Origin of the sequence: Deinococcus sp. NW-56, assembly GCF_002953415.1 — a bacterium.
Lineage (GTDB): Bacteria > Deinococcota > Deinococci > Deinococcales > Deinococcaceae > Deinococcus.
On sequence record NZ_CP026516.1, the window covers coordinates 605,183 to 630,673 of the forward strand.

General features: G+C 70.5%; 19 protein-coding genes. 11 read left to right on the forward strand and 8 right to left on the reverse strand.

The window, feature by feature from the left end:
* Positions 1-5: 5 nt before the first annotated feature.
* The 5 genes from C3K08_RS03150 to C3K08_RS03170 all read right to left on the reverse strand — a co-directional run bounded on the left by C3K08_RS03150 (position 6) and on the right by C3K08_RS03170 (position 6,984).
* On the reverse strand, positions 6-497 hold the full coding sequence (locus C3K08_RS03150; protein ID WP_158679835.1) for a hypothetical protein: 492 nt from the start codon (positions 495-497) through the stop codon (positions 6-8).
* A complete protein-coding gene (locus tag C3K08_RS03155) occupies positions 487-1,764 on the reverse strand; it encodes a DUF4007 family protein (RefSeq protein ID WP_158679836.1) in 1,278 nt (425 codons plus the stop codon). The genes C3K08_RS03150 and C3K08_RS03155 overlap by 11 nt, the downstream gene beginning before the upstream one ends.
* A 14-nt stretch (positions 1,765-1,778) precedes the next feature.
* Positions 1,779-2,633 carry a phosphoadenosine phosphosulfate reductase family protein gene (locus C3K08_RS03160; RefSeq protein WP_199776978.1) on the reverse strand — a complete coding sequence of 285 codons (855 nt, stop codon included), beginning with the start codon at positions 2,631-2,633 and terminating at the stop codon, positions 1,779-1,781.
* 98 nt (positions 2,634-2,731) lie between these two features.
* Positions 2,732-6,088, reverse strand: coding sequence for a hypothetical protein (locus C3K08_RS03165; RefSeq protein WP_104989997.1), 3,357 nt, complete (start codon positions 6,086-6,088; stop codon positions 2,732-2,734).
* Complete coding sequence (locus C3K08_RS03170) at positions 6,085-6,984, reverse strand: DUF4007 family protein (RefSeq protein WP_199776979.1); 900 nt, start codon at positions 6,982-6,984, stop codon at positions 6,085-6,087. The genes C3K08_RS03165 and C3K08_RS03170 overlap by 4 nt, the downstream gene beginning before the upstream one ends.
* A 159-nt stretch (positions 6,985-7,143) precedes the next feature.
* On the opposite strand from C3K08_RS03170, the gene C3K08_RS03175 reads away from it, so the two are divergent.
* The 6 genes from C3K08_RS03175 to C3K08_RS03200 are packed head-to-tail and all read left to right on the forward strand — an operon-like array spanning position 7,144 to position 16,533.
* On the forward strand, positions 7,144-8,526 hold the full coding sequence (locus tag C3K08_RS03175; protein ID WP_104989999.1) for a VWA domain-containing protein: 1,383 nt from the start codon (positions 7,144-7,146) through the stop codon (positions 8,524-8,526).
* Positions 8,526-10,064, forward strand: coding sequence for a serine/threonine-protein kinase (locus C3K08_RS03180; RefSeq protein WP_199776980.1), 1,539 nt, complete (start codon positions 8,526-8,528; stop codon positions 10,062-10,064). Before C3K08_RS03175 ends, C3K08_RS03180 begins: the two co-directional genes overlap by 1 nt.
* 29 nt (positions 10,065-10,093) lie before the next feature.
* Positions 10,094-10,747, forward strand: coding sequence for an FHA domain-containing protein (locus tag C3K08_RS03185; protein WP_104990000.1), 654 nt, complete (start codon positions 10,094-10,096; stop codon positions 10,745-10,747).
* Between the two features lie 20 nt (positions 10,748-10,767).
* The gene (locus C3K08_RS03190) at positions 10,768-12,390 is read left to right on the forward strand and encodes a protein phosphatase 2C domain-containing protein (protein WP_104990001.1); all 1,623 of its coding nucleotides are present in this window, start codon (positions 10,768-10,770) and stop codon (positions 12,388-12,390) included.
* A gap of 19 nt (positions 12,391-12,409) precedes the next feature.
* Positions 12,410-15,346, forward strand: coding sequence for a right-handed parallel beta-helix repeat-containing protein (locus tag C3K08_RS18795; RefSeq protein WP_104990002.1), 2,937 nt, complete (start codon positions 12,410-12,412; stop codon positions 15,344-15,346).
* Positions 15,346-16,533: an FHA domain-containing protein gene (locus C3K08_RS03200; protein WP_104990003.1), complete on the forward strand. Its 1,188-nt coding sequence runs from the start codon at positions 15,346-15,348 to the stop codon at positions 16,531-16,533. The genes C3K08_RS18795 and C3K08_RS03200 overlap by 1 nt, the downstream gene beginning before the upstream one ends.
* Before the next feature lie 524 nt (positions 16,534-17,057).
* Here C3K08_RS03200 and C3K08_RS03205 read toward each other — a convergent pair.
* The 3 genes from C3K08_RS03205 to C3K08_RS03215 all read right to left on the reverse strand — a co-directional run bounded on the left by C3K08_RS03205 (position 17,058) and on the right by C3K08_RS03215 (position 21,613).
* Complete coding sequence (locus tag C3K08_RS03205; protein WP_104990004.1) at positions 17,058-18,464, reverse strand: hypothetical protein; 1,407 nt, start codon at positions 18,462-18,464, stop codon at positions 17,058-17,060.
* Positions 18,465-18,593: 129 nt separating this feature from the next.
* Positions 18,594-20,351 carry an ABC transporter substrate-binding protein gene (locus C3K08_RS03210; RefSeq protein ID WP_104990005.1) on the reverse strand — a complete coding sequence of 586 codons (1,758 nt, stop codon included), beginning with the start codon at positions 20,349-20,351 and terminating at the stop codon, positions 18,594-18,596.
* Between the two features lie 284 nt (positions 20,352-20,635).
* The gene (locus C3K08_RS03215; protein WP_234009142.1) at positions 20,636-21,613 is read right to left on the reverse strand and encodes a homoserine dehydrogenase; all 978 of its coding nucleotides are present in this window, start codon (positions 21,611-21,613) and stop codon (positions 20,636-20,638) included.
* Positions 21,614-21,762: 149 nt separating this feature from the next.
* On the opposite strand from C3K08_RS03215, the gene prfA reads away from it, so the two are divergent.
* From prfA to C3K08_RS03240, 5 genes are read left to right on the forward strand one after another with little or no spacing between them, the layout of a single operon-like run.
* Entirely contained in the window at positions 21,763-22,869 is a 1,107-nt protein-coding gene (gene prfA / locus C3K08_RS03220) for a peptide chain release factor 1 (RefSeq protein ID WP_234009143.1), read from the forward strand.
* Positions 22,856-23,356, forward strand: coding sequence for an NUDIX hydrolase (locus tag C3K08_RS03225; RefSeq protein ID WP_104990007.1), 501 nt, complete (start codon positions 22,856-22,858; stop codon positions 23,354-23,356). Before prfA ends, C3K08_RS03225 begins: the two co-directional genes overlap by 14 nt.
* Complete coding sequence (locus tag C3K08_RS03230) at positions 23,353-24,024, forward strand: diphthine--ammonia ligase (RefSeq protein WP_104990008.1); 672 nt, start codon at positions 23,353-23,355, stop codon at positions 24,022-24,024. The genes C3K08_RS03225 and C3K08_RS03230 overlap by 4 nt, the downstream gene beginning before the upstream one ends.
* Positions 24,009-24,491 carry an AAA family ATPase gene (locus C3K08_RS03235; protein ID WP_104990009.1) on the forward strand — a complete coding sequence of 161 codons (483 nt, stop codon included), beginning with the start codon at positions 24,009-24,011 and terminating at the stop codon, positions 24,489-24,491. The genes C3K08_RS03230 and C3K08_RS03235 overlap by 16 nt, the downstream gene beginning before the upstream one ends.
* Before the next feature lie 18 nt (positions 24,492-24,509).
* Complete coding sequence (locus C3K08_RS03240) at positions 24,510-25,487, forward strand: RluA family pseudouridine synthase (protein ID WP_104990010.1); 978 nt, start codon at positions 24,510-24,512, stop codon at positions 25,485-25,487.
* Positions 25,488-25,491 lie beyond the last annotated feature (4 nt).

Below are 25,491 nucleotides of genomic sequence, written 5' to 3' on the forward strand. Positions count from 1 at the left end.
TCTCCTTACAGATTCCAGGTGCTCAGGCGGCCCTGGTCTTTCCACTGGGCAAGATCGGTATCCCACGGCAGCAGTTCCTCGGCTGCCTCTGGGAACGTTGCGAGCAGGGCGCGGGGGCGCTTGGCAAAGGCGCTGTGCAGGAATGTCCAGAACTTCCGGCGCTCCTCGCCGCTGAGGGCTGCCACGGGAAGGTCGAGGTTGGACAGCAGGAGATGGTGCGCCTCGTGCCGCTCGGTGCAGATCGCGTCGAGCTCCGCGATGAGTCGATCTGCGGAGTAGCGCAGCCGCCGCTCGCCCAGCCGGAGCCGCTCCACGCGCCAGGTCTGGTAGTCGAGGTGCCCCAGGTTCAGCCGGGCCGCCACTTCCTTCTCGCGGCCCAGCCAGAGCCGCGGCAGCAGCAGCAGGCCCGTCTTGACATACAGCCCGCCCCCGGTCAGGCGGCGCACCAGCGCTTCGGCTTCGGAGACGCCCACTCCAGGTGAGTCTTCAGTCGTCATAAATCTCTTCCAGGAGAGCAGTAGGGCTGGGGGGGCGAGTCACTTGATGGGGAGGCGCTTGCTGCCAAAGCTCCAATACACCTCGCCTCGTGAGTCCCCGGAGAGACCTGTTCAGCGCGAACTGGCTCAGGAAGAACAGGCTGCCAAAGCCGCCCGGCTCGGACAGGTCGGTGAGATTGCGAGTCTGCACATGTCCGTATCGTCCTTCCCAATAGTGCGAGAGCGCGTAGGCCAGCACGCCTAATGGCACCGGCTCCGGCTCGCCGAGGCTGTAGCCGTCAGCAGTCTCGCGGAGCAATCCCAACGCCCCCAGGCCTTCCGGCTTGGTATTGAGGTACGTTCCCGCGTACACCGTCGCGCACGTGCGCAGGCTGCGGTCGGCCAGCGTTCGCCCTTGCTCGGCCTGCACGCTGCGTCCGACTTCTTCTGTCAACTCGGCCCCGCCAAAGCTGGTGCCCAGTTCGGGCAGCCGCATCGTCAGGTCATGCCAGAAGCGCGGGCCGGGGCCATGCGGCGCACTCAGGTGGTAATGCATCAACCACTGGGTCGCGGGCAGCGACAGGGAAGCGTCATGCGCGAGCACATGCTGGCCGAGGGGGGTAAGTTGATTTTTTCCTGCCTCACGCAGTCCACAACCGGTGGCATAGCGGGGCATAGCTTTAACGTAATTGTTGCCAAGATTGGTTGTCTTGCGCAGGCTGGAGAAGAGGGCATCTTCACTTTCACCACGGCCAATGGATTGCAGGACTGCCGCGATCGCGGGCCTGTTCAGTGCAAAGCTTTCGTGGAACATTGGCCCACTTCTTGCGCCGTTCGACATCACCGCTGTTCTCTGTTCTGAAGTTAGGATGTCCACGATAGCTCTCCTCAAAGACTCTCTGTCGTTGGAGATGGCGAGGGCTTGAAATACTGCACTATCTATCTGGGCGTATTCAACGGATTGTTCCAGCCTTTTTGTCCCTCCTCCGGAGGTAGTGAGTGAGTTGTAGTATTCTTCCTGCCCAGATTTTATGACGTGATGCCATATCTCAGAGGAGCGGAGATGGAAGAAAGGCGGACCAATCTGCGGCAGATCGTCCCCCAGCGCAAACTCTTGGAAGATCCTTGAGAAGGTCTGCCGCAGCTCTGCGTCAAGATATACTCTGTTCTCTAGGATGTGACCGCGCTCGATCAATTCAAGGACAGCAAGCCAAAGTATGAGCTGGTGTGGCTTATCACGACCGCTCCACCTACCTCTTTTAGTGGAGTTCAGGACTTTGGTTGCCAAGCCAGTCATGTGTATTACAGGTGGCACACGAGACAAGACGTGTCGTCTTCCTCGTCAAGGAGATCAAGGAGTGCGCTGCTCGTAGAGTCCTTTGTGCGTAATTGGGAGAGCTTGATTTGCTCCACCCTTTGTGGACTTTGAAGCTCCTCTAAGCTCTCCGCTGCAGACCAAGTAAATCTCTGACCTGTCGCTTCATCGAACTTTTCGAAGGCTTTGGCTTTCTCGTAAAGCTCTGGGTGCTTTTCAAGAAGTCCCACCCATTCTCTGCGCTGCTGATAAAAGCAGAAGTAGCAGCCAGATCGGGAGCGCCACTGATAATATTCGGGAATACCAAGCCCGCTCTCTTCCAAGAGCTTGAAGACGTCTCGCTTGATAAGTCCGTCTTCGATAAAAGGATAGACTGCTTTGAGGTTAGGCTTGGTAGATATATAGCCTTTACGATGAGGTTCGTCAGCGCGAATAGCTATGTAGCTAATGGCCTCTTGATCACCGACATACTTCTCAAAAGGCTTGATTTTTAGCATTCTTGTGCACCATCGGGTGCGGCTGTCCGGTAGAACGCCTCGATAAATGTCCAAGTAATGCGAAAAGGGTCTGTCTGGATTAAGGCGAACTATGGGCTTGCCTAGGTATGCCTCAAGTCGATCAAGGTACTCGTAAGTCTCTGGCAATTCCTCGCCGGTGTCGCAGAAGATGTACTCCATCTCCGGAACCTTGTCGCGCATGTAGATCGCCAGCGCCGTGCTGTCCTTGCCGCCGGACAGCGACAGGATGTGGCGCGTGGGACGGGCCTGTGATTGAGTCATGATCCAGACCGAATCTACTGCGCAGCCGCTGCTCGTGCTGGCAGATTTGCGGATCAGACTCATGGGCGGCGCAGAAGGACACCAGCTGTGGCATTCCGCTGTGCAGGTCGTGCTCCACACCTATGTGCTGTACAGCGCGGTGCGCTTTCGCCAAAGCCGGGCTACTCGGCGTCCAGTTCCTGCAGCAGCCGCAGCAGCGCGAGCTTCATGGCGTCGCGGTGCTTGCCGGGCATACTCGGCCCCCCACCGGACAGGCCCAGCGAGGCCCTGAGGCTCTGGACGTAGCGCTCACTGGCCCGCTCCGCCTCGGGGCTGCTGTAGCCCAGTTGCCGGGCCGCCAGACTGTAGGTCTGGGCCAGGGCCTGCGCCTGCGTGGGGAAGCGGTCGGCGTCTGCATCCGTCCAAGAGCGCGGCGAGCGGCCCGCGACCAGCGCGAGCACGCCGTCCAGCACGGTCTCCGGCTTGCCGGGACTGCACAGGCGGCCCACCAGCGGCACCAAGGTGGCCGGCAGGGGGCGGCCCTGCAAGGTCTGCGCCTGCTCGGTCAGGGCCTGCCAGCCCGCATCGGTGGGCGGGAAGTCCAGGGCCCCCAGCAGGGTGGCGCGGGCCTGCGCCGTCTGCTCCGGGGCGTGGGCGGCCCAGGTGCGGATGGCCGCGTTCAGCGCGTCGAAGAACGCGGCGGTGCGCGTAGGGTCGCCGGGGCCGTCTCCGATGGCTGGCAGTCCCAAGGCGGCGGGAATGTCAGTGAAGAGCAGCTTCTCCGGACTGCGGGCCCGCTCGAAGGCGCCCCGCAGGGCCAGCACTTCGGCGGACAGGCGACCGGTGCGCCAGGAGGTGTCGGGCAGGCCCTTGACCATGCGAATGAGATGGCGCACGACCGGCACCAGGGCTTCGGGCGTCTTCAGGCTGGCCGCCAGGCGCACCAGCACGTCGGCCCGCTCGCCGCGCACGGCGCTCCCGGCGACCGCGAAGAGTTCGGGGCGGCGCAGCAGCACCTCGAAATCCGCGATGCCCGGCTCGGGCACAAAGGCCCCTTCCCGGTAGAGGCTGATCTCGTGGGGGTGCGCCTGCATGAACGCCGCGAGCAGCACGGGTTGCAGGCCTGCCGTCACGCCGTAGGGCGGAGCCGCGAGCTCCGCGAAGAGGGCATCGACGGCCAGCGGCTCCGCCGCGCCGAATACGCGCTCGGCCATTCGCGCCCAGGCTGGCGCGAGGTTCGTCGGGTGCCCTTCTTCGGGGTCCTGGAACTGCCAGCCGCCCTCCTCCTCCTCGGGGTCGAGGGGGGCATGCAGGCCGGTCGCCCGCAGAACGCTCTCGTACATGCTGCGTTCGGGCGGGTACCCCTCGATGCCCAGCAGCGGTTCGTCCGCCTGCGTCAGCATCCGCTCGATCAGGGTACGCCGCGCGGCCGCCGCCGCCGAGGACAGGGTGCGGCGGTTGACCAGCTCGTTGAGCACGCGGGGCGACTGCGGGTACACGGCGTCCATCGCCGCCGACAGGAGTTGCGTGACCTGCCGGGGGGTCCGCGCGGGCGCCCGCTCACCGAGGTGGTGGTAGGCGGCCTGGCTGCCCTGCGGGGCCGGGCGCGGGTCAAGCAGCTGCTCGACGGCGGTGACCAGCAGCGTCTCCAGGTGCGAGAGGCGCTCGGCCACCTCGCGCCGGGCGACGCGGTCGTCGCGCAGTTCCGGAGTGCTCTCGCGCAACCAGTGCAGGGCGCGCAGCTCGGTGGCGGCCTCACGCAGCGAATGGATTTGCTCAGGGACCACCACCACCAGCTCGGGGCGCTCCCGCAGCGCTTCGTCCTGCGCCCAACGCGCGAACGCCTCGCCCTGTTCCGGGCTGCCCGGCAGCGTGCACACCAGGATGCCGTCAGCCCCGGCCGCGGGGGTCAGGCGGTCGGGGTCGGTCGGCTCGTCGAGGTACCGGACCTCGAAGAAGCGCAGCGCTCCCGTGTCGAAGGAGTGCCGCCGGGCCACCAGCGGGCGCCGGGGCAGGTACCGCTCCAGGATCTCGGACAGGGCGAGCTGCGCCCCCACCGTGCGACGGCCCTCTTCCAGCCGCTCCTCGATGTCCACGTCACTGCCCTCCCACACCCGGAAGGTGCGGTTGAAGCGCCGGTAGACGATCAGCGAGCGGTGCTCGAGTTCCTGCAAGGTGCGCGCCACCTCGGGGTCATCCGGGGTGTCCCGCAGGGCCAGCGAGATCAGTTCCGCGCTCGGCACCAGCGTGCTGACGTCTCCCAGCACGCCCAGCAGCCCCACCGTCTTGAGGGTCTGCACCTGCACCTCGCTCAGGTCCGGGTGCCGCTCGACCGCGTCGATCACCTCCAGCCAGCGCCGCGCGAACGCCTGGCGCGAGAGGCTGCCCAGCAGGTTCAGGGCGAAGTAGTCGAACAGGTCCGCCAGGCGCACCAGCGCCGCGCGGGCGGGCCACAGGTCAGGCACCGCGTGCGGCTCGCCGCTGAGCAGGTACGCGAAGAGCGAGCGCTCATTTTGCGCGAAGCGGCGGAACAGGTGCGGCAGGGCGAGCAGCACGGTGGGGTGGAGAGGTGCGGCCGCGCGGGCCAGCGTCAGGAACTCTTCTTCCCCCAGGGCGCGGGGGGCCTGCCCCAGCGCGGCGATGCCCTCCGCCGCGCTTGCGGCCTGCGCGAGCAGGTCGCGGGCCGGGCGGGTAGGCAGGGCCTCCATCGCCTGCGCCGAGAGGCGCATCTGCTGCTCGGGGGGCTCCAGGAAGGCGATGTCGGCGAAGCGCCCCTGCACCTTGGCCCACTCCTTGCGGGCGCTGGCGATCAGGTGCTCGCCGTACTGCTCGAAGGCCTGGTGCAGGACCCCGACCACCAGCAGGGGGCGCTCGCCACTGCGGGCGGCCACCTCCGCAAGTTCCTGCAACAGGTAGATGTCCTCGCCCTCGAAGCGGCCCGCGTACTCCAGCGCCTTGCCCAGCTCGTCCAGCACCAGCAGCAAGCCCCCGTAGCCCTCCTCGGACGCCAGCGCCTGGAGGGTCTCGAACTGCCGCAGCAGTGCGCGGGTGTCGGGCGCGCCGCCCTGGGCCCGCGCACGTTCGAGGTCCAGCCGCCAGGCGTCCGCGGCCGCGCCGCGCAGGGGGAGCGCGGCCCCCTGCAACCCTTCCAGCAAGGCCGTTCCCAGGGGAGCCCGGCGCAGGGTCAGGGCGACGGGCAGGAAGGGCCGGGGCGCGCCGCGCCGCCACTCCTCCGCCAGGATGGGATCGGCCGCCTGCAACAGGGCCTGGCCTTCGCCAGCCGGGGCTTGCAGCAGCCGGGTCAGGAACAGCGCGAATGCGGACTTGCCGCTGCCGTAGGGGCCGGTCAGGGTCCAGGCGCGCTCGGTGCCCTGGGGCCCCAGGGCGCCCAGCATGCGGCGCAAGACGGCGCGGGCCTGCGTGGTGAGGGTGTAGCCTTCCAGGGCGCCCGGCGCCTGGGCGTCGCGCTCCAGGCGCACCGAGCGCAGGAAGCGCAGGGGGCCAGCAGCTGGGGCGGGGGGCAGGGACGCGGCGCTCACGCCTGCTCCTCGTAGTGACGGGCGAGCAGCTCGGCCGGGTCCAGGGACCGCCGCAGGTACAGCTGCTTAAGGCCTGCCGTGTCGTCCAGCTCGATGGCGCCGCCGGTCTGCTCCTGCACGGCTTCGATCAGCTCGACCAGCGCATTCTCCGAGAGCTTGAACGCCTGCCCCGGGCTCCCCAGGCCGTAAAGCGCGTCGTGCAGGGCGACGGTCTGGCGCTCGCCCCGCGTGCGCTCCAGGAACTCCAGCAGCGCCGCGCCGAAGATAAGCACGGGAAGGGTCCGCTTGTGCCCGATCACGAAGGCGTACCGGTCCCCGTCTTGCAGTGGCCGCAGCAGGCCGAGCTCGGCCAGCGGACAGTCGAAAGATTCCTCGGCCAGGCCCTTTTTGCTGCTCTTGCCGGGCAGGTAGGTGCGGATCAGGCAATCGATGTCGCGGTCGATGGTCGAGCGCCTGCTGCGCGCCTGCTGCCGCTCGGCGAGTTCGGTCAGGGCGTCGGTGAGTTCGCCGCGCGTGAACTCCTGCCGGGTCCAGCGAAAAAAAGCGTAATGCCACGCCGCGGCCTTTTCGGGACGGTTGACGAGCTGCCAGTGCAGCCACCACAGCGAGCCCGCGTCTTCGAGGTAGGGATCCCAGCGGCCCAGCAGCTGCTCGCCCAGCACCGTGATGGCCGTCTCGCCCCGGCCCATGTCCTCCAGCACGCCCGTCGCGACGCCCCAGTGCCGGATGCTCTGCACCATGTTCTTGCCGACGCCCAGGGTGACGAGCGCCGAGGGCTGCGAAAAGAACATGGCGTGCCGCTGCGCGCCGCGCAGCCCTTTGGTCAGCCAGCCGTAGCGGAAGGGGAACGTCTCGTGCCCGGCGAAGCCGAGCTTGGAGCCAGCGAAATCGGACACGGGGGCAGGGGACACAACCCGGCAACTATAGAGGAGTGGGGGAAGGGCCGCCCGCCACTTTGCGCGGTAAGACCGCTGCCACATGTGCGGCCCTAGGCTGGCCCCAAAGCTCGTAGGCTGAGCTACCGCCTTTTTCTCGTCGGTCAAGGAACCCACACCATGCTTGATGCCCAACTTCGGCCCCACCGTGACTACCTGCTGGCGCAAGCTGCCGGCCAGAAACTCTTCCTGATGCTGACCCTGCGCCCCGGCGCAGCGGCCCGCCAAGCCCGCCCGCCGCTGTCGGTCGCTTTTGTGGTGGACACCTCGGGTTCGATGCGTGAAGTCGTCACCGAGCCCACCGAGTGGACCGGTCAGACCTACCAGACCGATGGCAAGACCTACGAGCTGGTGCGCGGCGCCAAGACGAAGATGAACCTCGTCATCGAGTCCCTGCGCGGAATCATGGGTTCCGACCTGCTGCGCCCCGAAGACCGCCTGGCCCTGGTGAAGTTCGACGACACGGCCGAGGTCCTGGTGCCTTTTACCGGCACCTCGGAGCGTGCGCGCCTGCTCGCCGCCGCCGAGCGCCTCGACTGGTACTCGGGCGGCACCCACATGGGCGCGGGGATGCGCGCAGCCGCAACCCTGCTCGCCTCGGAAGTGGGCAGCCGCCGCGTGGTGGTGTTGACCGATGGCCAGACCTTCGACGAGGCGGTCGTGCAGGAGCAGATCGAGGCCCTGGCCCGCTTGCAGGTCCCGGTCACGACGGTGGGCGTCGGCGACGAGGTCAACACCGCCCTGCTGATGCAGATCACCGACCGCACCCAGGGCCAGCCCATCGACGTGGTGCCCGACACGCAGAGTCCGCAGCCGCCCGCCGTGCGGGCCTCCGAGCTGCCCGCCGCGCTGCTGGGCGACCTGAGGCACGCGGCCAGCGAGGTGGTCACCAACGTGGGGCTGTCGGTCCGCACCGTCAAGGACGTGGTGCTCGACCGCATCACCCGCGTGCACCCGACCCAGACCGAGGTCGACCGCGCCCGCGCGCCCCTGCCGCTGGGCAATGTCGAGGCGGGCGCCGGGGGCACCTACATCCTGGAATTCAGCCTGCCCGCGCGCCCGCCCGCGCGGATGCGCCTCGCGCAGCTCGGCGTGACCTACGAGGTGCCGGGCGCGAACTACCGCGGCGAGATTCCGCCCCTCGACGTGGTCGTGGAATTCACGGCGGACGAGGGCCTCGCCGCCCGCATCGATCCGGAGGTCATGCAGTGGGTGCAGCAGCGCAACGTCGAGGGCCTGGTCGCCCAGGCCACCCGGGAGGCGCAGACCAACCCGCAGCAGGCCCAGAAGACCCTGGAGCTCGCCCGCGCGATGACCCAGCGCCTGGGCAACGGGGCGATGACCCAGGCCCTCGACCGGGCGCTCGGGGAACTCGGCAGCACCAAGACCATCAGTCTGGGCACCGCCAAGACGCTCAAAATCGGGGCGAAGACCCAGACCATCAAGGTGGGCGGCAGTGACCTGCCCTCCGACGAGGACATCCGGAAGATGACTGGAGCGTAATGGGGGTCTGCACCGTCTGCGGGGCCCCGGTGCAGGGGGGAGAGCCGAGCTGCCGGACCTGCGGCGCGCCCCTCGCGGACTCGGTCACCCTGCCGGTCGGCACCCGGCTCAACCTCGGTCAGTACATCGTGCTCGGGGTGCTGGGCCAGGGCGGCTTCGGCATCACCTACGAGGCCCGCGACGCCCGGCTGGGGCACCGCGTCGCCATCAAGGAGCTGTTCATCAGCGGGTCGAACCGCCGAGGGACGACGGTGCTGGCCCCGAGCACCCTGGGTGCGCGCGAGTTCGCCGAGACCAAGGCCCGCTTCCTGGAAGAAGCCCGCGTGCTGGCGAGCTTCAACCATGCCGGCATCGTGCGGGTGCTGAACTTCTTCGAGGAGTCGGGCACGGCCTACCTCGTGATGGAGTTCCTCGAAGGGGAGACCCTGGGTGGGCACCTCGCCTCGCGCGGGCCGCTGGGCGCGGCGCTGACCGGGCGCATCGCTGTCTCGCTGGCCGAGACCCTCGCGGAAGTGCACCAGGCCGGGCTGCTGCACCGCGACATCAAGCCGGACAACATCGTGCTGGAGAAGAGCGGGCGGGTGGTCCTGATCGATTTCGGCTCGGTGCGTGCCTTCGCGCCGGGCCAGACTGTCCGCCACACCCGGCTGGTCACGCCGGGCTACGCGCCCCTCGAGCAGTACGGCACCGCGGCGAAGTTCGGCCCCTACACCGACGTCTATGCTCTGGGGGCCACCCTGCACCATGCGCTGACCGGCGTGATGCCGCCCGCCGCGACCGACCGCATGCTGGGCACGCCGCTGCCTCCGCTGCCGGCGGGCACGCCTGCAGGCCTGCGGCGGGCCATCGAGGCGGCGATGGCGGTCAAGGTCGCGGACCGCCCCCAGAGTGCCGGGGAGCTGCTGGCGCTGCTGCGCGGCGGGGCGGCCCAGCCCGCACCGAAATCGGAGGCCCGGCCGGCGGCCCCCAAGCCGAAGCCCAAGCCCGCCCCTCCCCGGCCCAAGCCGCCCCCGGATCCCCTCACGGCTTACCTGCAAGCGCAACGCCTGACGGAAGGCCAGCTGCGCGACCTGCTGTACGACGGCGACCTGCACGCGGGGAGCTTGCCCATGCCGGTGCGCCAGACCCTGGTGGGGCGGGGGTGGCTCGACAGCGCCGGGGAGGTGCCCGCGCCGCTGCGCCGCTGGTCCGAGCCGGCGCCTGACCCGCCGCCGGTGACCCGGCCCCGCCCGGCGCTGACGGTGTTGCGGCTGCTGGGTGCCGCGCTCGGCGCACTGCTCGGCATCGGTCTCGGGCTCGCCGAGGTGGGGGACGGGGCCGCCGTGTACCTGATCGGCGGAGCGCTCGGCGCGCTGGGGGGCTACCTGCTGGGCAACCTCGTGTGGTGGGCACTGCCCCTGCTGCTGCCACTGGTCGCGGGCGTGCTCGCCTACCGCTACAGCGTGCAGGCGGCCCTCGCGCCCCTGTACCTCGCCGGACTGCCGGTTCTGGCGGTCCTTGTCTCGTTCGGCCTGCTGCGGGCCGTGCGCCGCCTCTGATCCCTCTCTGCTGTTCTGAAAGGATTCCCATGACCCTTACCTGCACCATCTGCGGCACCGTCAACCCTCAGGGCACCACCTACTGCGACGGCTGCGGCGTCGAGCTGACCCAGCCCGCTGCGCCCGCCCCGGAAGCCCCCTCGTCCGCGAGTGAGGTCACCCTCGGCACCACTACTCCCGAGGCCTCCGTGTGGGACATGCCGCTGGAAGAAACGCCGCCGGCACCTGAGCTCACGCCCCTGCCTCCGTACACGTCGGTGCCAGACCTGAGCCCGCCCGAAGCGGTGCCGACGGCGCTGGACGCCTCTCCCTTGCCGGATGCGTCGGCCCCGGTGACGGGCGGCGCGGCGCGGCTGGCCCTCAAGAAGTTCGGCGCCCCCACCGGCGAGTTCATCCCGCTGGCGGGCGAGCGTCTGGTGGTCGGGCGCTTCGACGCGTCGAGCGGCCCGGTCGACATCGACGTGTCGGGGATGCCGGGGGCCGAGCACATCTCGCGCCGGCACGCCGAGCTGTACCAGGACGGCGGGCGCTGGGTCGTCCGTGACCTGGGCTCGACCAACGGCGTCTACCTCAAGCGGGCGGGCCAGAGCAGCTTCACGCCCCGTCTTCAGGAGCCCACGCCCCTGGCCGACGGCGACGAGCTGGCCTTCGGCAACCTGATGCTCACCTTCCACCAGGACTGACCATGACTGAGCCTCTCGATGTGACCAAGCCCGCAGACCTGTCCGGGGCCGTTCAAGACGTGCCGGAGGGCGCGCCGGCGGATTCCGCCCTGCCGGCGGAGCCTGAAGAGCAAGCCGCGCCTCTCTCGACCGGCCTCGACTTCCAGTTCGGGGAGGCCGCCGCACCGGACGTGACGCCAGCCGCCGTCTCCGACGACCTCGACGAGGAGGTCTACGCCACCACCGTGCCCGACGCGGGGCCGCGGCAGGGCGACGTGATCGGGGGCCTTCAGCTTGGGCAGGACCTGGGGCGCGGCTGGTTCACGGCCGCTGGGCCGGAGGGAAGCGAGCCTGGCCTGCTCTACGTGCGCCCCGCGCCGGGCTGGGTAGGCCTCGCGCCCCACCGCCTGCTGCCGCGCTGGACGGCGCTGGAGGGCGGCTACCTGGTGACCGACACGGCGGGTGAGCCGGTCACCGGCCCCCTGCCCGCGGCCGAGGCGCTGCCGCTGTGGACGGAGCTGGCCCGGCTGGTCTTCGCTCTGGACAAGCAGGGCTACGTGCTCACCGATCTGGAGCCGGGTGGGCTGCTGCGGACCGAGGCGGGCGAGCTGCGGCTGCGCTTTCCGCCGCGCGTCGCGCGGGTGGGGGAAGGGGTCGAGCCCCTCCTGCGCGAGGGCTACACGCCACCGGAAGTCCAGTCGGGCGGCCCCGCGCAGGCGGTCAGCGGGGTCTACCTGCTGGGCGCGGTGCTCTACAGCTGGCTGAGCGGTCAGCCGCTGCCGTCGGAGGGCGTCTCGGCGCTGGCCCTGTCGGGCCTGCGGGTGCCGGGCGTTCCCCAACTGCTGCACCAGGCGCTCGCCCCGGCCCCCGAGCGGCTTACGCCCACCGCGCTGATGGACGCCCTGCGGCGCCTGCAGCAGCCCGCTCCCGCGAGCTACCGGGTGACGGCGGCCACCACCGTGGGCCTGAACGTGGACCGCCCGCTCAACGAGGACGCCTTCGGGTACGTGCTGCGCCAGGTTGATGCCGAGGGCGGTCAGGTCACCGCCTTGCGCGCCTGCGTCGCGGACGGCATGGGCGGCATGGCCGCGGGCGAGGTCGCCAGCCGCGCGGCCGTCGAGGGCTTCCTGGCCTCGGTCGCCCCGGACATGGCCGCGCGGGTGTGGGACGCCAACGCCGCCCTGCTCCAGGCCCTGAGCGGGCAGGACGGCGGCTGCGCGTTCAGCGGCGTTCAGATCGAGGGGGCGGCCCTGCAGCTCGGCCACGTCGGCGACACCCGTGCCTACCACGCCTCGGGCGGCGAGGTGCGGCAGCTGACCCAGGACCACTCCTACGTCGCCGCGATGGTCGCGAGCGGCATGATGACGCCGGAGCAGGCCGCGACCAGCCCGGAGCGCAACAAGGTGCTGCGCTCCCTGGGCAGCGTGCGCCAGCCGCAGGAGCACTACGTCCACACGCTGGAAGCCCCGCTCCCCCTCGTGCCGGGAAGCCGGGTGCTGCTCGTGAGCGACGGGGTCTGGGGCGAGGTGCCTGAGGAGGAGCTGCACGGCCTGCTGCTTCACGAGCCCGACGCGCAGCGGGTGGTCGACGCCCTGATCGACCTCGCGCTCGACGTCGGGGCACCCGACAACGCGACGGCCCTCCTGATCGAGCGGGTGCGCTGACGGCCATGGGGGAACAGCGATGAACTGTCCGGCCTGCGGCAGCGTGACGCCGCCCGGCGCCGCGACCTGTCCCACCTGCGGCAGCCCGCTCGGCACCCAGACGTTGCCCCCCGGCACCGTGCTGGGGGGCAAGTACCGCCTCGACCAGGTTCTGGGGCAGGGGGGCTTCGGCATCACCTACGCCGCCACGCAGGTGCAACTCGGGGCGCGGGTAGCCATCAAGGAGCTGTTCCCGGCGGGCACCCTGCGCCAGGGGCAGACCGTGCGCCCGCCCGTCACCCTGAACCTCGCGGGGTGGGAACAGGCCAAGCGCGACTTCACCGAAGAGGGGCGCGTCCTCGCCCGCTTCGGGCATCCGGACATCGTGCGGGTGATGGACCTGTTCGAGGAGGCGGGGACGGCCTACCTCGTGATGGAGTTCCTGGAAGGGGAGACCCTGGGGGCCCGGATCGAGCGCGGCGGCGCCCTGCCGCCCGGCGAGGTCGAGGCGATTGCCCGCCGCGTGCTGGGCGCGCTGGGCCTGGTGCACGGGGCGGGCCTGCTCCACCGCGACCTCAAGCCGGACAACATCCTGCTGGAGACGGGAGGACGCGTCGTCCTGATCGACTTCGGGTCGGCGCGCGGCTATGCGCAGGGCCAGACGGTCAACCACACCCGGCTGGTCACGCCAGGCTACGCGCCCCTCGAGCAGTACGGAACGGCCGCCCGCTTCGGCCCCTACACCGACATCTACGCGCTGGGCGCGACCCTCCACCACGCGCTGACCGGGCAGGCGCCGCCTCCCGCGACCGACCGGATGCTGGGGACACCGCTGCCCCCCCTGCCCGCGAGCACGCCGCCGGGGCTGCGCCGCGCCATCGAGCGCAGCCTGGAGGTCAAGGTCGCCGACCGGCCCCAGACCACGGATGAGGTGCTGGCGCTGCTCGCGCCGCCGCCCGCTCCGGGACCCAAGCCGCCGAGACCGGCCCCGCCTGGTCCCCGGCCTCCGGCGCCCCCACCGCCGACGCCGCCCACGCCCTCCCGCAAGCGCGCGGCCGTCTGGCCCTGGGTGCTCGCGGCGCTGCTCGCGGGCGGGGGCTACGCGGTGCTGGGGGGTGGGCTGGGCGGCCTCACCGGTGGGGAGACCTCGACGCAGTCCGATGAAGCCGGGGCGGGGACGGTGGAACCCGACGGGGAGACGGCCGCCCCCACCTTCCCGGTCATGACGACGGCGCTCAACCTGCACCTGCGGGCCTCGCCCGCGCAGGGCGCCGCCTCGCTCGCGGTGCTGCCGGGCGGCACCGTGCTGCAGGCGATCCGCGAACAGAGCGGCTGGTACGAGGTCAACCACGGCGGGCAGACCGGCTGGGTCAGCGCGGGCTTCACCCTGCCGGTGGTGGGCGAGGACGCCCTGGCCGAGTTGCTCGCGGTGGCGGCCTCGGGTGGGGAACTGACGCTGGAACGCGGCGTCTACCTGCTGGACGCGCCCCTGACCCTGGACGCCGACACCAGCCTGATCGGGGCCGGGCGCGACCAGACCTGGATCGCGTCATCGGCGGGCGACACGGTGATCACCTCGCGCGGCACGGAGGCCCGCTACCAGGCCCTGTCCGTGTTGTGGACCGGGCGCTCGCCCGGCCGGGTGCTGCTCGCGGAAGGGGGGCAGGTCACCCTGCGCGACGTGCGCCTGAGCGGGGCGGTGCGCGACGAGGAGGCCAACCTCTACGGCAGCGGCCTGTGGCTCTCGAAGGGGGCGCGGGGCGACCTGCAGGGCAGCTACCTCACCGGCAACGGCTACGGCCTGTACCTCAGCGAGGACAGCGAGGTGAATGCCGTGAGCACCGGCCTGAGCGACAACACGCTGGCGGGAGCCATCTTCCTGGACTCGTCGGGCGGCCGGATCGCGGGCAGTTCCTTCGACCGCAACGGGGTCCACGGCGCGATGGTGATGGACAGGGCCGCCCCGACCCTCTCGGGCAACCAGCTGCGGGACAACCGGCAGCGCGGCATCACCGTGCATGACAATGCCGCGCCCACCCTGGAGGACAACACTGCCCAGGGCAACGGCTTCCAGGGGATCGGGGTGCAAGACGACGCCCGGCCCACGGTGACCGGCAACACCCTGCGCCGCAACAAGCAGAGTGGGCTGGCCTACTTCGGGCGTGGGGGCGGCACCGCCAGCGGCAACGTCATGGAGAACAACCGCACCGGGGTGGCTGTGACGGACTCCGCCGCGCCCACCCTGAGCGGCAACACCATCCGGGGCAACGCGGACGCGGGGGTCACCTTCGCCGATCAGGCGGCGGGCACGCTGACCGAGAACGTGATCGAGGCCAACGCCCATCCCGGTGTCTCGGCCTGGGGCGACGCCCGGCCCACCCTGACCGGCAACACCATTCGGAACAACAAGCAGAGCGGCATCGTCCTCGCCGAGCGGGCGGGCGGAGTGTGGCGCGGCAACGAGGTGCGCGGCAACACGCTCAACGGCATCGTGGTGACCGACGACGCGGCCCCCGAGTTGCTCGAGAACGTCTTCGCGGGGAACGGCAAGGCGGGCATCCTCTACAAGCGGGGCGCGGCGGGCCTGGCGGCCGCCAACACCTGCACGGGCAACGGCAGCGACGTGATCGGCCTGGAGCTGACCGGGGACGGCCCCGACCTGACGGCGGCCGGGTGCGAGTTGCCCTTTGTACCGGCGGCGGTCGCGGTGCCGGAAGACGTTGCGGTGGACGACAGCGTGGACTCCGCCGGGACCGAGGGCACCGACGAGGCCGTGGGGGCCGAGGCCCTCCCCGCAGAAGAGCCGGTCACGGTTGCCCCCGAGGAGATTCCGGATTCCGCCGCCGACTTCGGCCAGAGCAGTGACGACTTCTCCGGCGACGGCTGGAGTGAGGACACGACGGATGACGTCTACGACGATGCTCTGCCCGAGGACTACATCGAGCCCACCGACGATGTGGGCATGGGGGACTGGTGATGGGCAAACTGCCGGTGACGCTTCAGACGACGGTGGTGGGGGCCCTCGGGGGCCTGCTGGGGGCGCTGCTGTCGGAGGTGCTGGTGGGGTCGTCGGGAGGGGAGACAGCCCTGCAGGCCATCGTCTCGACCGGCGTCTGGACCGCGCTGGTGATGCTGCCGCTCACGCTGCTGCTCGTCGCGGCCGAGAACGTGCTGGGCCTGCGTGGGCGCTGGTGGCGTGATCTGGGGCGGGTGTGGCTCCCCGCGCTCCTGCTGGGCGCCCTGTCCGGGGCGTTCGCGCAACTGGCCTACGGCATCGTCACCAGCGCCAGTGACGAATTCGAGCGTCTGTTCCGCGGGCTGGGTTGGGGCCTGATGGGGATAGGGGTGGGGCTGGTGCTGGGTCTGGCCGACCGCTCGTGGCAAAAGGCCGGGCGCGGTGCGCTGGGGGGACTGGTGGGGGGGACCATCGGCGGGCTGGTCTTCGACAGCTTCTTGGGTCTCAGGCTGGGCGAGAACGACACCGGCACCTTCGCCCGCCTCGTGGGTCTCACGGTGCTGGGCGCCGCGATCGGCTTCATGCTGCGGCTGAGCCAAGAACTGTTCAAGAGTGCCTGGCTGCTGGGGACCACCACCGGTCCCTACGAGGGCAAGCAGTACGTGCTGTCCAAGAACACCGTGACGGTGGGCCGCTCGGACGCCCAGGACATCTCGCTGTACCACGACCGCGACGTGCCCCTGAAGGCCGGACAGCTGGTTCGGCGGGGCAGGGAATGGGTCTGGCAAGGCGAAGCGGTCGAGATCAATGGGGAGCGGGTGACCGGAGGCCCGGTGCGCGGCGGGGACCGCCTGCGTCTGGGCAACACGGTCTTTGTCTTCCAGGAAAAAGGCCAGACGCCGGGAAGTGCCGCGCAGGAGCTTCACGAGCGGCTGCTGCTGCACGGCGACGCCCAGGTCATCGAACTTCCGGTACCGCTGAGCCGGGTGACGCTGGGCAGCCAGGGGCCACAGGCGGTCCAGGGGGCCGATGTGCTGCCGCGTCACGCCGAACTGCGGGTGCAGGGGGGAGAACTCACCCTCAAGGCGCTGGGGCCGCTCTCGGTCAATGAGCAGCCCATGGCCCCCGGGCAGAGCCGACCCCTTCGGGCGGGGGACCTGCTGGAACTTGGTGGAGTGTCGCTGGCGCTGCTGCGCGCCGGGGGGTAAGAACCAGCGAATCTGGGGCAACACCGGCACGCTGCGGTGTTGCCCCAGATTCATTGAAAAGAGGCGCCGGGCTCGTCCGAGGGCTTTAGAGCCCCGTCACCGGGGTTGTCACCACCGTCCCAGCCGCCGGTATTCATTCACCAGGAGCCTTGTTGTGGCGTTCAAATCGGTCCGGTGTGGGACCGAATCTGTTGAGACGCATGCAGTCACCCAGTCGTCACCAACCCGTCACCAAAGACCTCTGAAAAGTCAGGTTCCAAGGGCGAAGAGGAACCTGACTCAAAAAATAGATTCTGTCCAGAACGGGAGAAAATGACGTGCTAGACGGCTTTTTTCAATTTGCAAGCGGAGGGTCAAGAGTTCGAATCTCTTAGCCTCCACCAGACAGAACGCCGTCTAAGACGGCGTTTCTTCTTTTCCCCCACAGCGAGGGCGTTCAGCCGTCATTCAGCGGGGGGTGGCGCACGGTGGGCAGAGAGCTGTTGCCCCGATCCGGAGCTGCCGCCGATCTGGGCCGGGGTGCTTCACCGGGTCCCAACCGAGGCCCGCAGCCGCTGGTAGTGGCGCACGACCAGAGGATCGTTGGTCCGGGCACCACGCACGCAGGCGGCGGCCTGAATGGCCCAGTGTCTGGGGTCACAGGTCAGGGCCGCCACCGCCCACTCGAAGCGGGCGCGGCCATCCTCGGTCACGAGGGCGAGGGGCAGGGTGCGCCGCAGGTGGCCGTGGGCCTGGTCCCGTTCGCCCAGGCGGTGGTGGATTCGCGCGGTCAGCGCCCCGGCGATCACGGCGAGGCTGGACACCGCGTGGGTGCAGTTGGCGGCCAGGGTCTGCCGCGCCTCCTCGGGGTCACCCAGCCGAAACTGGGCCGTGCCCAGGGACTGCTGGACATACGCCGTCATGCTGAATTGCCCCTGCTCCAGCGCCTCGGCGGCCAGCAACTGGGCGCGGGCACTGTCCCCAGTCGCGTTCAGGTGCCACAGGAAGAAAGTCAGGACGCCGCAGTGCTGTGCCCGCGACGGGTGGCTGCGGGCCGCCTGAAGGGCCAGTTCGTGCCACAGGCGGGCGGTGCGGAAGTCCTGGCGCGAGTCGTAGGTGCTGGCGATGGTGGCGTACCACAGCGCGGGGGAGGTTCCCGGCGGCAGATGCGCCAGTCCCAGCAGGGCGAGCCGCTCGCCGCCCACGGGATCCCCCAGCAGGTCGGCGAGGTAGCCCGCCGTGTAACAGAGATCGGCCAGGGGCGTCGGGGTGGCCCGCAAGGCCTGCTGACAGTAGTGCTGGGCCAGCGCGTACTCGTCCCGCTCGATGGCCTGATGGATCAGCACGTCCAGGGCCAGGGCCGCGCCCTCCCCACGCTCCGAGAGGGCCAACGCTTCCCGCGCGGCGGCGGCCGCGAGTTGCGGCTGATCCTGGGCGGCCCAGCGGGCTTCCTCGGCCCGGTCGCGGGACCGGCGAGCTGGGCAAGGGGAAGGGGGGCGGCCTTCGCGGGGCGGGGCAGGCGCGTGGGCCAGCAGCCGCGCTTCTGTCCGCTCTGCCCACTCCAGCCACGCCTCCGGGCCGCCCGTCCGGTGCCCCGCCATGAACTCGCGCCAGGTGCCTTCCAGCGCGACTTCCGCCGAGGTCAGGCGCAGGACGTCGACCTCCAGTTGCCCGAGGTCGAGCCTCAGGTGGTGGCCCTGGTCCTGCAAGAGACCCACGTGCTCGCCCAGCAGGCGGCGCAGCTTGACCAGCAGCATGCGCAGGTTGTGCAGGGCGCGGGGGGTGTCCGTGGCCCACAGCAGGTCCGCCAGCCGCCCCCGCGACTGCGAACCGTCCAGCGCGAGGACGGCCAGCAGCCGCAGTCCGTGGTCCGGACAGCGGACCCAGCTCTGGCCCACCCGCAACCGCACCTCTCCCAGCAGGCGCAATTCCACCGGCCTGTCCTCGGGCATGTGAGATTCCCCTCATTCAGAGTACCCAGCCCACGGGCAGGGCACAAGAAGAGGAGGGGAAGCCTGACAGATGTGGGGCCAAAAGGCTCTGGCCTGCGCGGCCTGCGCCCCCCGCCGGGAGGCCGGGGCTTATCGGCGCAGCCAGGTCAGACTGAGCCAGCGGGGGCCGTAGTGGCTCGAGGCGAGCGTCGCGGGGTACTCGCCCTCCACCCGGTCCCGCCACGCCGTGCTCACGCGGGGCGAGACGAGGTACACGAAGGGTTGGTGCTGGGCCTCGGTGGCCTGCAACTCCCGCCCGATGGCGATGCGGCGGGTCCGGTCGGGTTCGCGGTCCCCCTGCACGTACAGGTCGGTCATCTGCCGTTCCCAGTCGAAGAGGCACGCGCCGCTGCGGTTATAGGCGTGCAGGTTGCCGCTGCACGGCACCACGTTGGGGCCGAAGGGCCAGACACTCGATCCGCCCGACAGCCCCAGCAAGATGGCGTCGAAGGGTCGGTCCGGGCCGCTGCTGCTCAGGCGGGTGACCAGGTCGTTGAACGGGACGGCCCTGAAGTTCACCTCCACCCCGGCCTGCCGCGCACCTTCCACGAAGATCCGGGCCATCGCCTCGCGCTGCGGGTTGCCCTCGTTGGTGATCAGGTCGAACTCCAGCACCCGGCCCTGCGCGTTGGTGAGGTTTCCCGCGCTGTTCAGGGTCCCGTAGCCCAGGGTCGTCAGCAGGCGCCGGGCTTCCTGCAGGTTGAAGTCGAACCGGGGCAGGTCCGGCGCGAGCCACTCGCGGAACACCGCGTAGACGTTGCTGTAGGCGGGCTCGGCGGCCCCGCCGTAGACCTCGCGCACGATCCGCTCGCGGTCAACGAGGTGGCTCATCGCCTGCCGGAAGGCCGTCTCGCGGAAGAGGCGCTGCTTTTCGGGGTCGGACGCGCGGTTGAAGTTCCAGACGATCCAGGAGCTGCTGGCCGCTGGGCTGTAGTTCTCGCGCAGGTCGGTGCCGGGCGTGCCCCGCAGGGTCTCCAGCTGGGTGGGCGTGGGACTGGCGGGCAGCAGGTCGAGTTCCCCTTGCCGGAAAGCCTCGAAGGCCGCGTCCGTACTGGCAAAGCGGCGGACCTCGATGCCATCGAGGTAGGGCAGAGGCTGCCCGGTGTGGTCGACCACCCACGCGCCGTAGTGCGGGTTGCGCTCCAGGGTGCCTGACCCGTCCGCATTCAGGGCGGTGGGGCGAAAAGGGCCAGCAGTCACGACATCGGCGGCAGCCAGGGTTCGCGGCCACAAGGCCCGCACGGCGGCCGCGCCGCCCGCACGGTACGCCGCCCCGAAGACGTGGTCGGGCCAGACGCCAAAGGCCAGCGTCGCCTCGGCGGAAGCCCGCGCTTCGGCGAAGACCACCCGCAGGCTGCGCTCGCCCGTCTTCGTGACCGTGACCCCCCGCAACGAGTCGTAGCTGTTCGACTCCACCGCCGGGTCGGCATGGAGCTGAGCGGTGGACACGAAATCTTCGGGGCGGATGGGCTGGCCGTCACTCCAGGCGAGGTCCGGGCGCAGCACGAAGTCCCAGGTCCGTCCGTCGGCCGAGCGGGTCGAGGACTGCGCCATGAAGGGCAGGAATCCGCCGTCCACCGGATTCTGGATCAGCAGGCCGCCGGGCGCACCGAGCCACGCCAGCAGCCCCCCGCTCGAGGCGTTCACGAAGGGGTTGAGGGTCAGGGTGTCGGAGACCTCCGCGACCCGGAGCACGCCCCCGCGCTGCACTTGCTGCGGGACATTCACCGTCCAGGCAGCGGGCGCGGCAAAGTCGCGGGCGTCGGCCGTGGGCTGGGTGCGGACGCAGCCCGCGAGCAGGGCGAGTGAGAGAGCCGGAATCAGGGCGAACGTCCTCTGGGTCTTCATGGCAAGCCTCCCTCTGCCCCGGCCTGGCCGGACCGCGGAGGGATGCGGTCACGGTCCGGCAGGCAAGGGTACGCGCAGCGTGAACGGGGAAGCGTCAATGAAGCGTCAACGGCCGGGCTGGGACAGGGGTCAGGCTGGGGCAGGGTCTTGAGGGCCTTTCTGGCCGCCGTGGCCGGACCCACCGAGCGGCTCCCCAGCTTGTCCGGTGTCCGCGCGGTCAGAAGGGTGGGGACGGAGGGGCAAGGCTGGCGCCCCATGCCCCGCGCCCCAAGTCGCTCGGTCGCTCAGTGCAGCGGCACGTGCCCCGGAAACCCGATCACCCAGTCGAGCAAATCCCCCACCATCGCCGACGCCGTGACCATCCCGCCCGCCCCGCCCCCCGCGAAGATCAGCGGGCCGCACTCCTCGCCCTCGTAGACCAGCGCGTTGCGGCTGGCGCCCTCGTTGCACAGGGGGTGGGTCAGGGGCAGGCGCTGGGGCGCGACCTGGGCGTGCCAGCCGTCCCCCTCCCGCCGCAACTCGGCCACCAGTTTGATGCGCTGCCCGGCCGCCCTCGCCTCCTGCACGTCCTCCAGCGTGACGTCCTCGATGCCCCGGATGTCCACCGCCGAATACGGAAAGTCCCCGTGGGCGCAGAAGCGGGCCAGCACCGTCAGCTTGTGGGCGGTGTCGAAGCCGCCGACATCCAGGGTGGGCGGCTCCTCGGCGTAGCCCAGGGCCTGCGCCTGGGCGAGGGCGTCCGCGTAGGGGTTTCCGGCCTCCATCTGCGAGAGGACGTAGTTGCACGTCCCGTTCAGCACGGCCTGAAGTCGGGTGAAGGTGCTCGCCCGCAGCACGGTGCTCATCGGGCCGATCACGGGCGTCCCGGCCATCACCGCCGCCTCGTAGTACAGCCGCCCGGCGAGGGCGTGCTCGCGGAGTTCGTCCCAGCGCTCGGCCAGCAGCGCCTTGTTCGCGGTGATGACGGGCCGCCCGGAGCGGAGGTAGGGCGCGAGCAGCGCCAGCGGCGTTTCGATGCCGCCCAGCGCCTCGATCACCACCGCGCACTCCTGAAGGAAAGCGGGGTCGTCCCGCAGCGGCGTTCCCGGCGGCACGTCCCGCTCGCGGCCGAGGTCGCGCACGAGGACGCCCGTCACCTCCACTTCCACGCCCATGCTGGCGAAGATGTCGCGGCGGCGTTCCAGCAGCCGCAGCACGTTCTGCCCCACTGTGCCGCAGCCCAGCAGGCCCACCGTCACCCGGCGCGTTTCCCCATCTCTCACTGTTGCAGTCTGCACCGCTTCAGTTTGCACCCCCGAGTCGTATGGGGCGGGCCTGTTGCCTGCCTTCCGGTCAGTGCCAGGGGGCAAGGGTAGACTGCCCCCATGAAGCCTGTGTCCACCCCTGTTCTCCCTTACGCTGGGCCGCCGTGGTGAGCGGTGCCCAGGGAGGCCGCCTGGAGGAGCTGGCGGCCGAGTTCTCCCATATCGAGCGGGCGCTGGGCGACCCGGCCGCGCTCGCCAACCCCGCCGAATACACCCGCCTGACCCGCCGCCACCGCGAACTGACCCCGGTCGTGACCCTGCACCGCGAGCGGGCCGAAGTGCTGGGGGCGCTCGCCCAGGCCCGCGAGCTGCTGGCCGACCCCGAACTGCGCGAACTCGCCGCCGGGGAAGTCGAGAGCCTCACCGCGCGGCTGGCCGAACTCGACGCCGAGCTGGAGGTACTGCTGCTCCCCACCGACCCAGACGACGCCCGCGACGTGATTCTGGAACTGCGGGCCGGGGCCGGGGGCGCGGAGGCGGGCCTCTTCGCGGTGGACCTCCTGCGGATGTACACCCGCTACGCCGAGGGCGCGGGCCTGAAATTGAACGTGCTGGAGGCCTCCGAGAGCGACCTCGGCGGGGCGAGCCGGGTGGTCGCGGAGGTGACGGGCGACTATTCCTTCCGTGCCCTGAAGTGGGAGCGCGGCGTTCACCGGGTGCAGCGTGTCCCCGCCACCGAGTCGCAGGGGCGCATCCATACGAGCACGGTGACGGTCGCGGTGCTGCCGCAGGTCGAGGCCAGCGAGGTCACGCTCGACCTCTCGGAGGTCCGCATCGACGTGTTCCGGTCGCAGGGGGCGGGCGGGCAGGGCGTGAACACCACCGACTCGGCGGTGCGGGCGGTGTACCGCGCGGGGACGCCCGACGAGATCGTGGTGGTCTGTCAGGACGGCCGCTCGCAGATCAAGAACCGCGAAAAGGCGCTGCAAGTGCTCTCCGCCCGCCTTGCTGAGCGAGAGCGGGCCGCGCGGGAAGCGGAGGAGCGCCAGACCCGCGCCGCGCAGGTGGGCACGGGCGAGAGAAGCGAGAAAATCCGCACCTACAACTACCCCCAAAACCGCGTCACCGACCACCGCCTGGAGGGGGAGGTCAAGAATTTCGCCCTCGACAGCGTGGTCGCGGGGGGCCTTGCGCCCGTCGTGGCGGCCCTCGCCCGGCAGGAGCGCGAGCGGCAGCTGCTCGACCTCGCGGAGGCCCCCGATGGCGCGGCGTGACCTCCTCGTCGCCGCCGGGGTGCTGCGCGACCGCTTCGGACGGGTGCTGCTCGTCGGCAACGACTGGCAGGGCCTGGGGCGGGTACGCCACACCCTGCCCGGCGGCGTGGTCGAGCCCGGCGAGACGCTCTTGGAAGCCCTCTACCGCGAGATCGTGGAGGAGACCGGCCTGAAGCTGACCGGCATCAAGCACATGGTCTACACCGTTCATATCGAGGACGAGCGCCGGGGCGAGCGGGCCATCGCGGTCGCGTTCGAGGCCACCTGGGAGGGGCTGCTCAACCCCGCCGACCCCGACGGCTTCATCGTGGAGGCCCGCTTCTGCACCCCCGACGAGGCGATGGAGCTGCTGGAATCCCCGCCCATGCGTGAGCCGCTGCTGGACTACCTCCGCACGGGCGAGCCGGGCCGCTTCTACGCCTTCAAGGGCTGGGACGGGCGCGGCGGGCTGCGGGTGCCGCCGCTGAAGGCGGAGTCGTCGCGGTGAAGGGCGTCCCCTTCGCCATCTCGTGGAGTGGGGGCAAGGACAGTGCGCTGGCCTTGACGCGGGCGCTGGAGGCGGGAGGCCGTCCCCTCGCCCTGCTGACCGTGCTGGACGATTCGGGCACCCGTTCGCGCTCGCACGGGCTGCGGCCGGAGGTGCTGGCGGCGCAGGCGGAGGCGCTGGGGCTGCCGCTGTGGACCGCCCGCGCCTCGTGGGCCACCTACGAGCGCGAGTTCGCCGCGCTGCTGACCCGTGCGGCGGAGGCCGGAGCACGGGCGGTCGTCTTCGGCGACATTGACCTGCAAGACCACCGCGACTGGGAGGACCGGGTCTGCGTGGCGGCCAGGGTGGAAGCGGCCCTTCCCTTGTGGCAGGAACCCCGCCGGGCGCTGGTGGAGGAAGGGCTGCGCCGGGGCCTGCGTTCCCGCATTGTCGCCGTGCGCGAGGACGCCCTGCCCGCCGAGCTGCTGGGCCGGGAGCTGGACACGGGGCTGCTGGATGAGATCGAACGCCTGGGGGCCGACCCCTGCGGTGAGGGCGGCGAGTTCCACACGGTCGTGGTGGACGGTCCAGGCTTCCGCTCACCCCTGACCCTGCACGCGGGCGAGGTTCACCGCGAGGGGGGCGTGATGGCGGTGGACCTCTGGCCGGGCGGATGCGGCGCGTCCTGATCACGGGCATGTCCGGCACCGGCAAGTCGTCGGTGATCCGCGAACTCGCCCGGCGGGGCTTCCGGGCCGTGGACACCGACACGGACGAGTGGTCGGAGTGGACGACCGACGCCGACGGCCAGCCCGACTGGGTGTGGCGAGAGCAGCCCATGCGCGAGCTGCTCGCCGGGGAAGCGCGTCCCCTCTTTGTGAGTGGTTGCAAGTCCAATCAGGGCGCCTTTTATGATGGGTTTGACCGGGTCGTCCTTTTCAGCGCCCCGGCCGACATGCTGCTTTCCCGGCTGCGGACGCGCACCGACAATCCCTATGGAAAGACGGCGGCAGAGCAGGCGGAGGTGCTGGGCTATCTGGAGACGGTGGAGCCCCTGCTGCGGGCTGGGGCCGACCTCGAATTGGATTCGGGCCGCCTGTCGGTCACGGAACTGGCCGACGCGCTGGAAGCCCTGGCAACGGCCCGTGAAGGCTGACCCCTCCCAGGATTTACACTGCCCCGCGTGACCGAGCCCCTGCACCTCACCGCCGCGCCGGGCCGTCTCGACGCGGTGCTGGCCGATCTGACCGGAGTGAGCCGCTCGCAGGTCGCCGGATGGATTGCGGGCGGGCATGTGGAGGTGGGGGGCCAACCCGCGACCAAAGCCAGCCTCAAGCTGAAGGGCGGCGAGGCCCTGACCGTGCGCCCGCCCCCACCCCCCGACGCGACCGTCGCTCCCGAATCGGTGCCCCTCGACGTGCTGTACGAGGATGACCACCTCATCGCCGTGAACAAGCCGCCCGGAATGGTCACACACCCTGCGCCCGGCGTCACCTCCGGCACGCTCGTGAACGCGCTGCTGGGCCGCATGACCCTCCCCGAGCAGCCCGGCGCCGAGGGCCCCGACGGCTACCGCCCCGGCATCGTGCACCGACTCGACAGGGACACCAGCGGCGTGATCGTGGTCGCCAAGACGGTGGAGGCGCACGCCCGGCTGGCGGCGGCCTTCAAGGACCGCGATACGCGCAAGACGTATCTGGCAATCGCGGCCGGAACGTGGAAGGCGGAGGGGCCGGTGAACGTGAACGCCCCCATCGGCCGCCACCCCACCGCCCGGCAGCGGATGACGGTGGAGGGAGCCAATCCCCGCGAGGCGCAGACCCGCTTTACCCCGCTGGAGGCGCATCCGGACGGCCACGGCCGCACGCTGGCCCTCGTTCGCGCCCAGCCGCGCACCGGCCGCACCCACCAGATTCGCGTTCACCTCGCGCACCTCGGCAGCCCGATCCTGGGCGATCCGGTGTATGGCCGCGAGAGTGCCGTGATGCCCCGCCACGCCCTGCACGCCCACTTCCTGACCCTGCCCCACCCCGCGACGGGCGAGGCGCTGCACCTGCACGCGCCCGCGCCCGACGACCTGCTCTCGGCGTGGGTGGCGCTGGGGGGAACCCTTCCGGCCACCCTGGAAGCTCCGCCGCCCGAGCGGGCCTAACCCC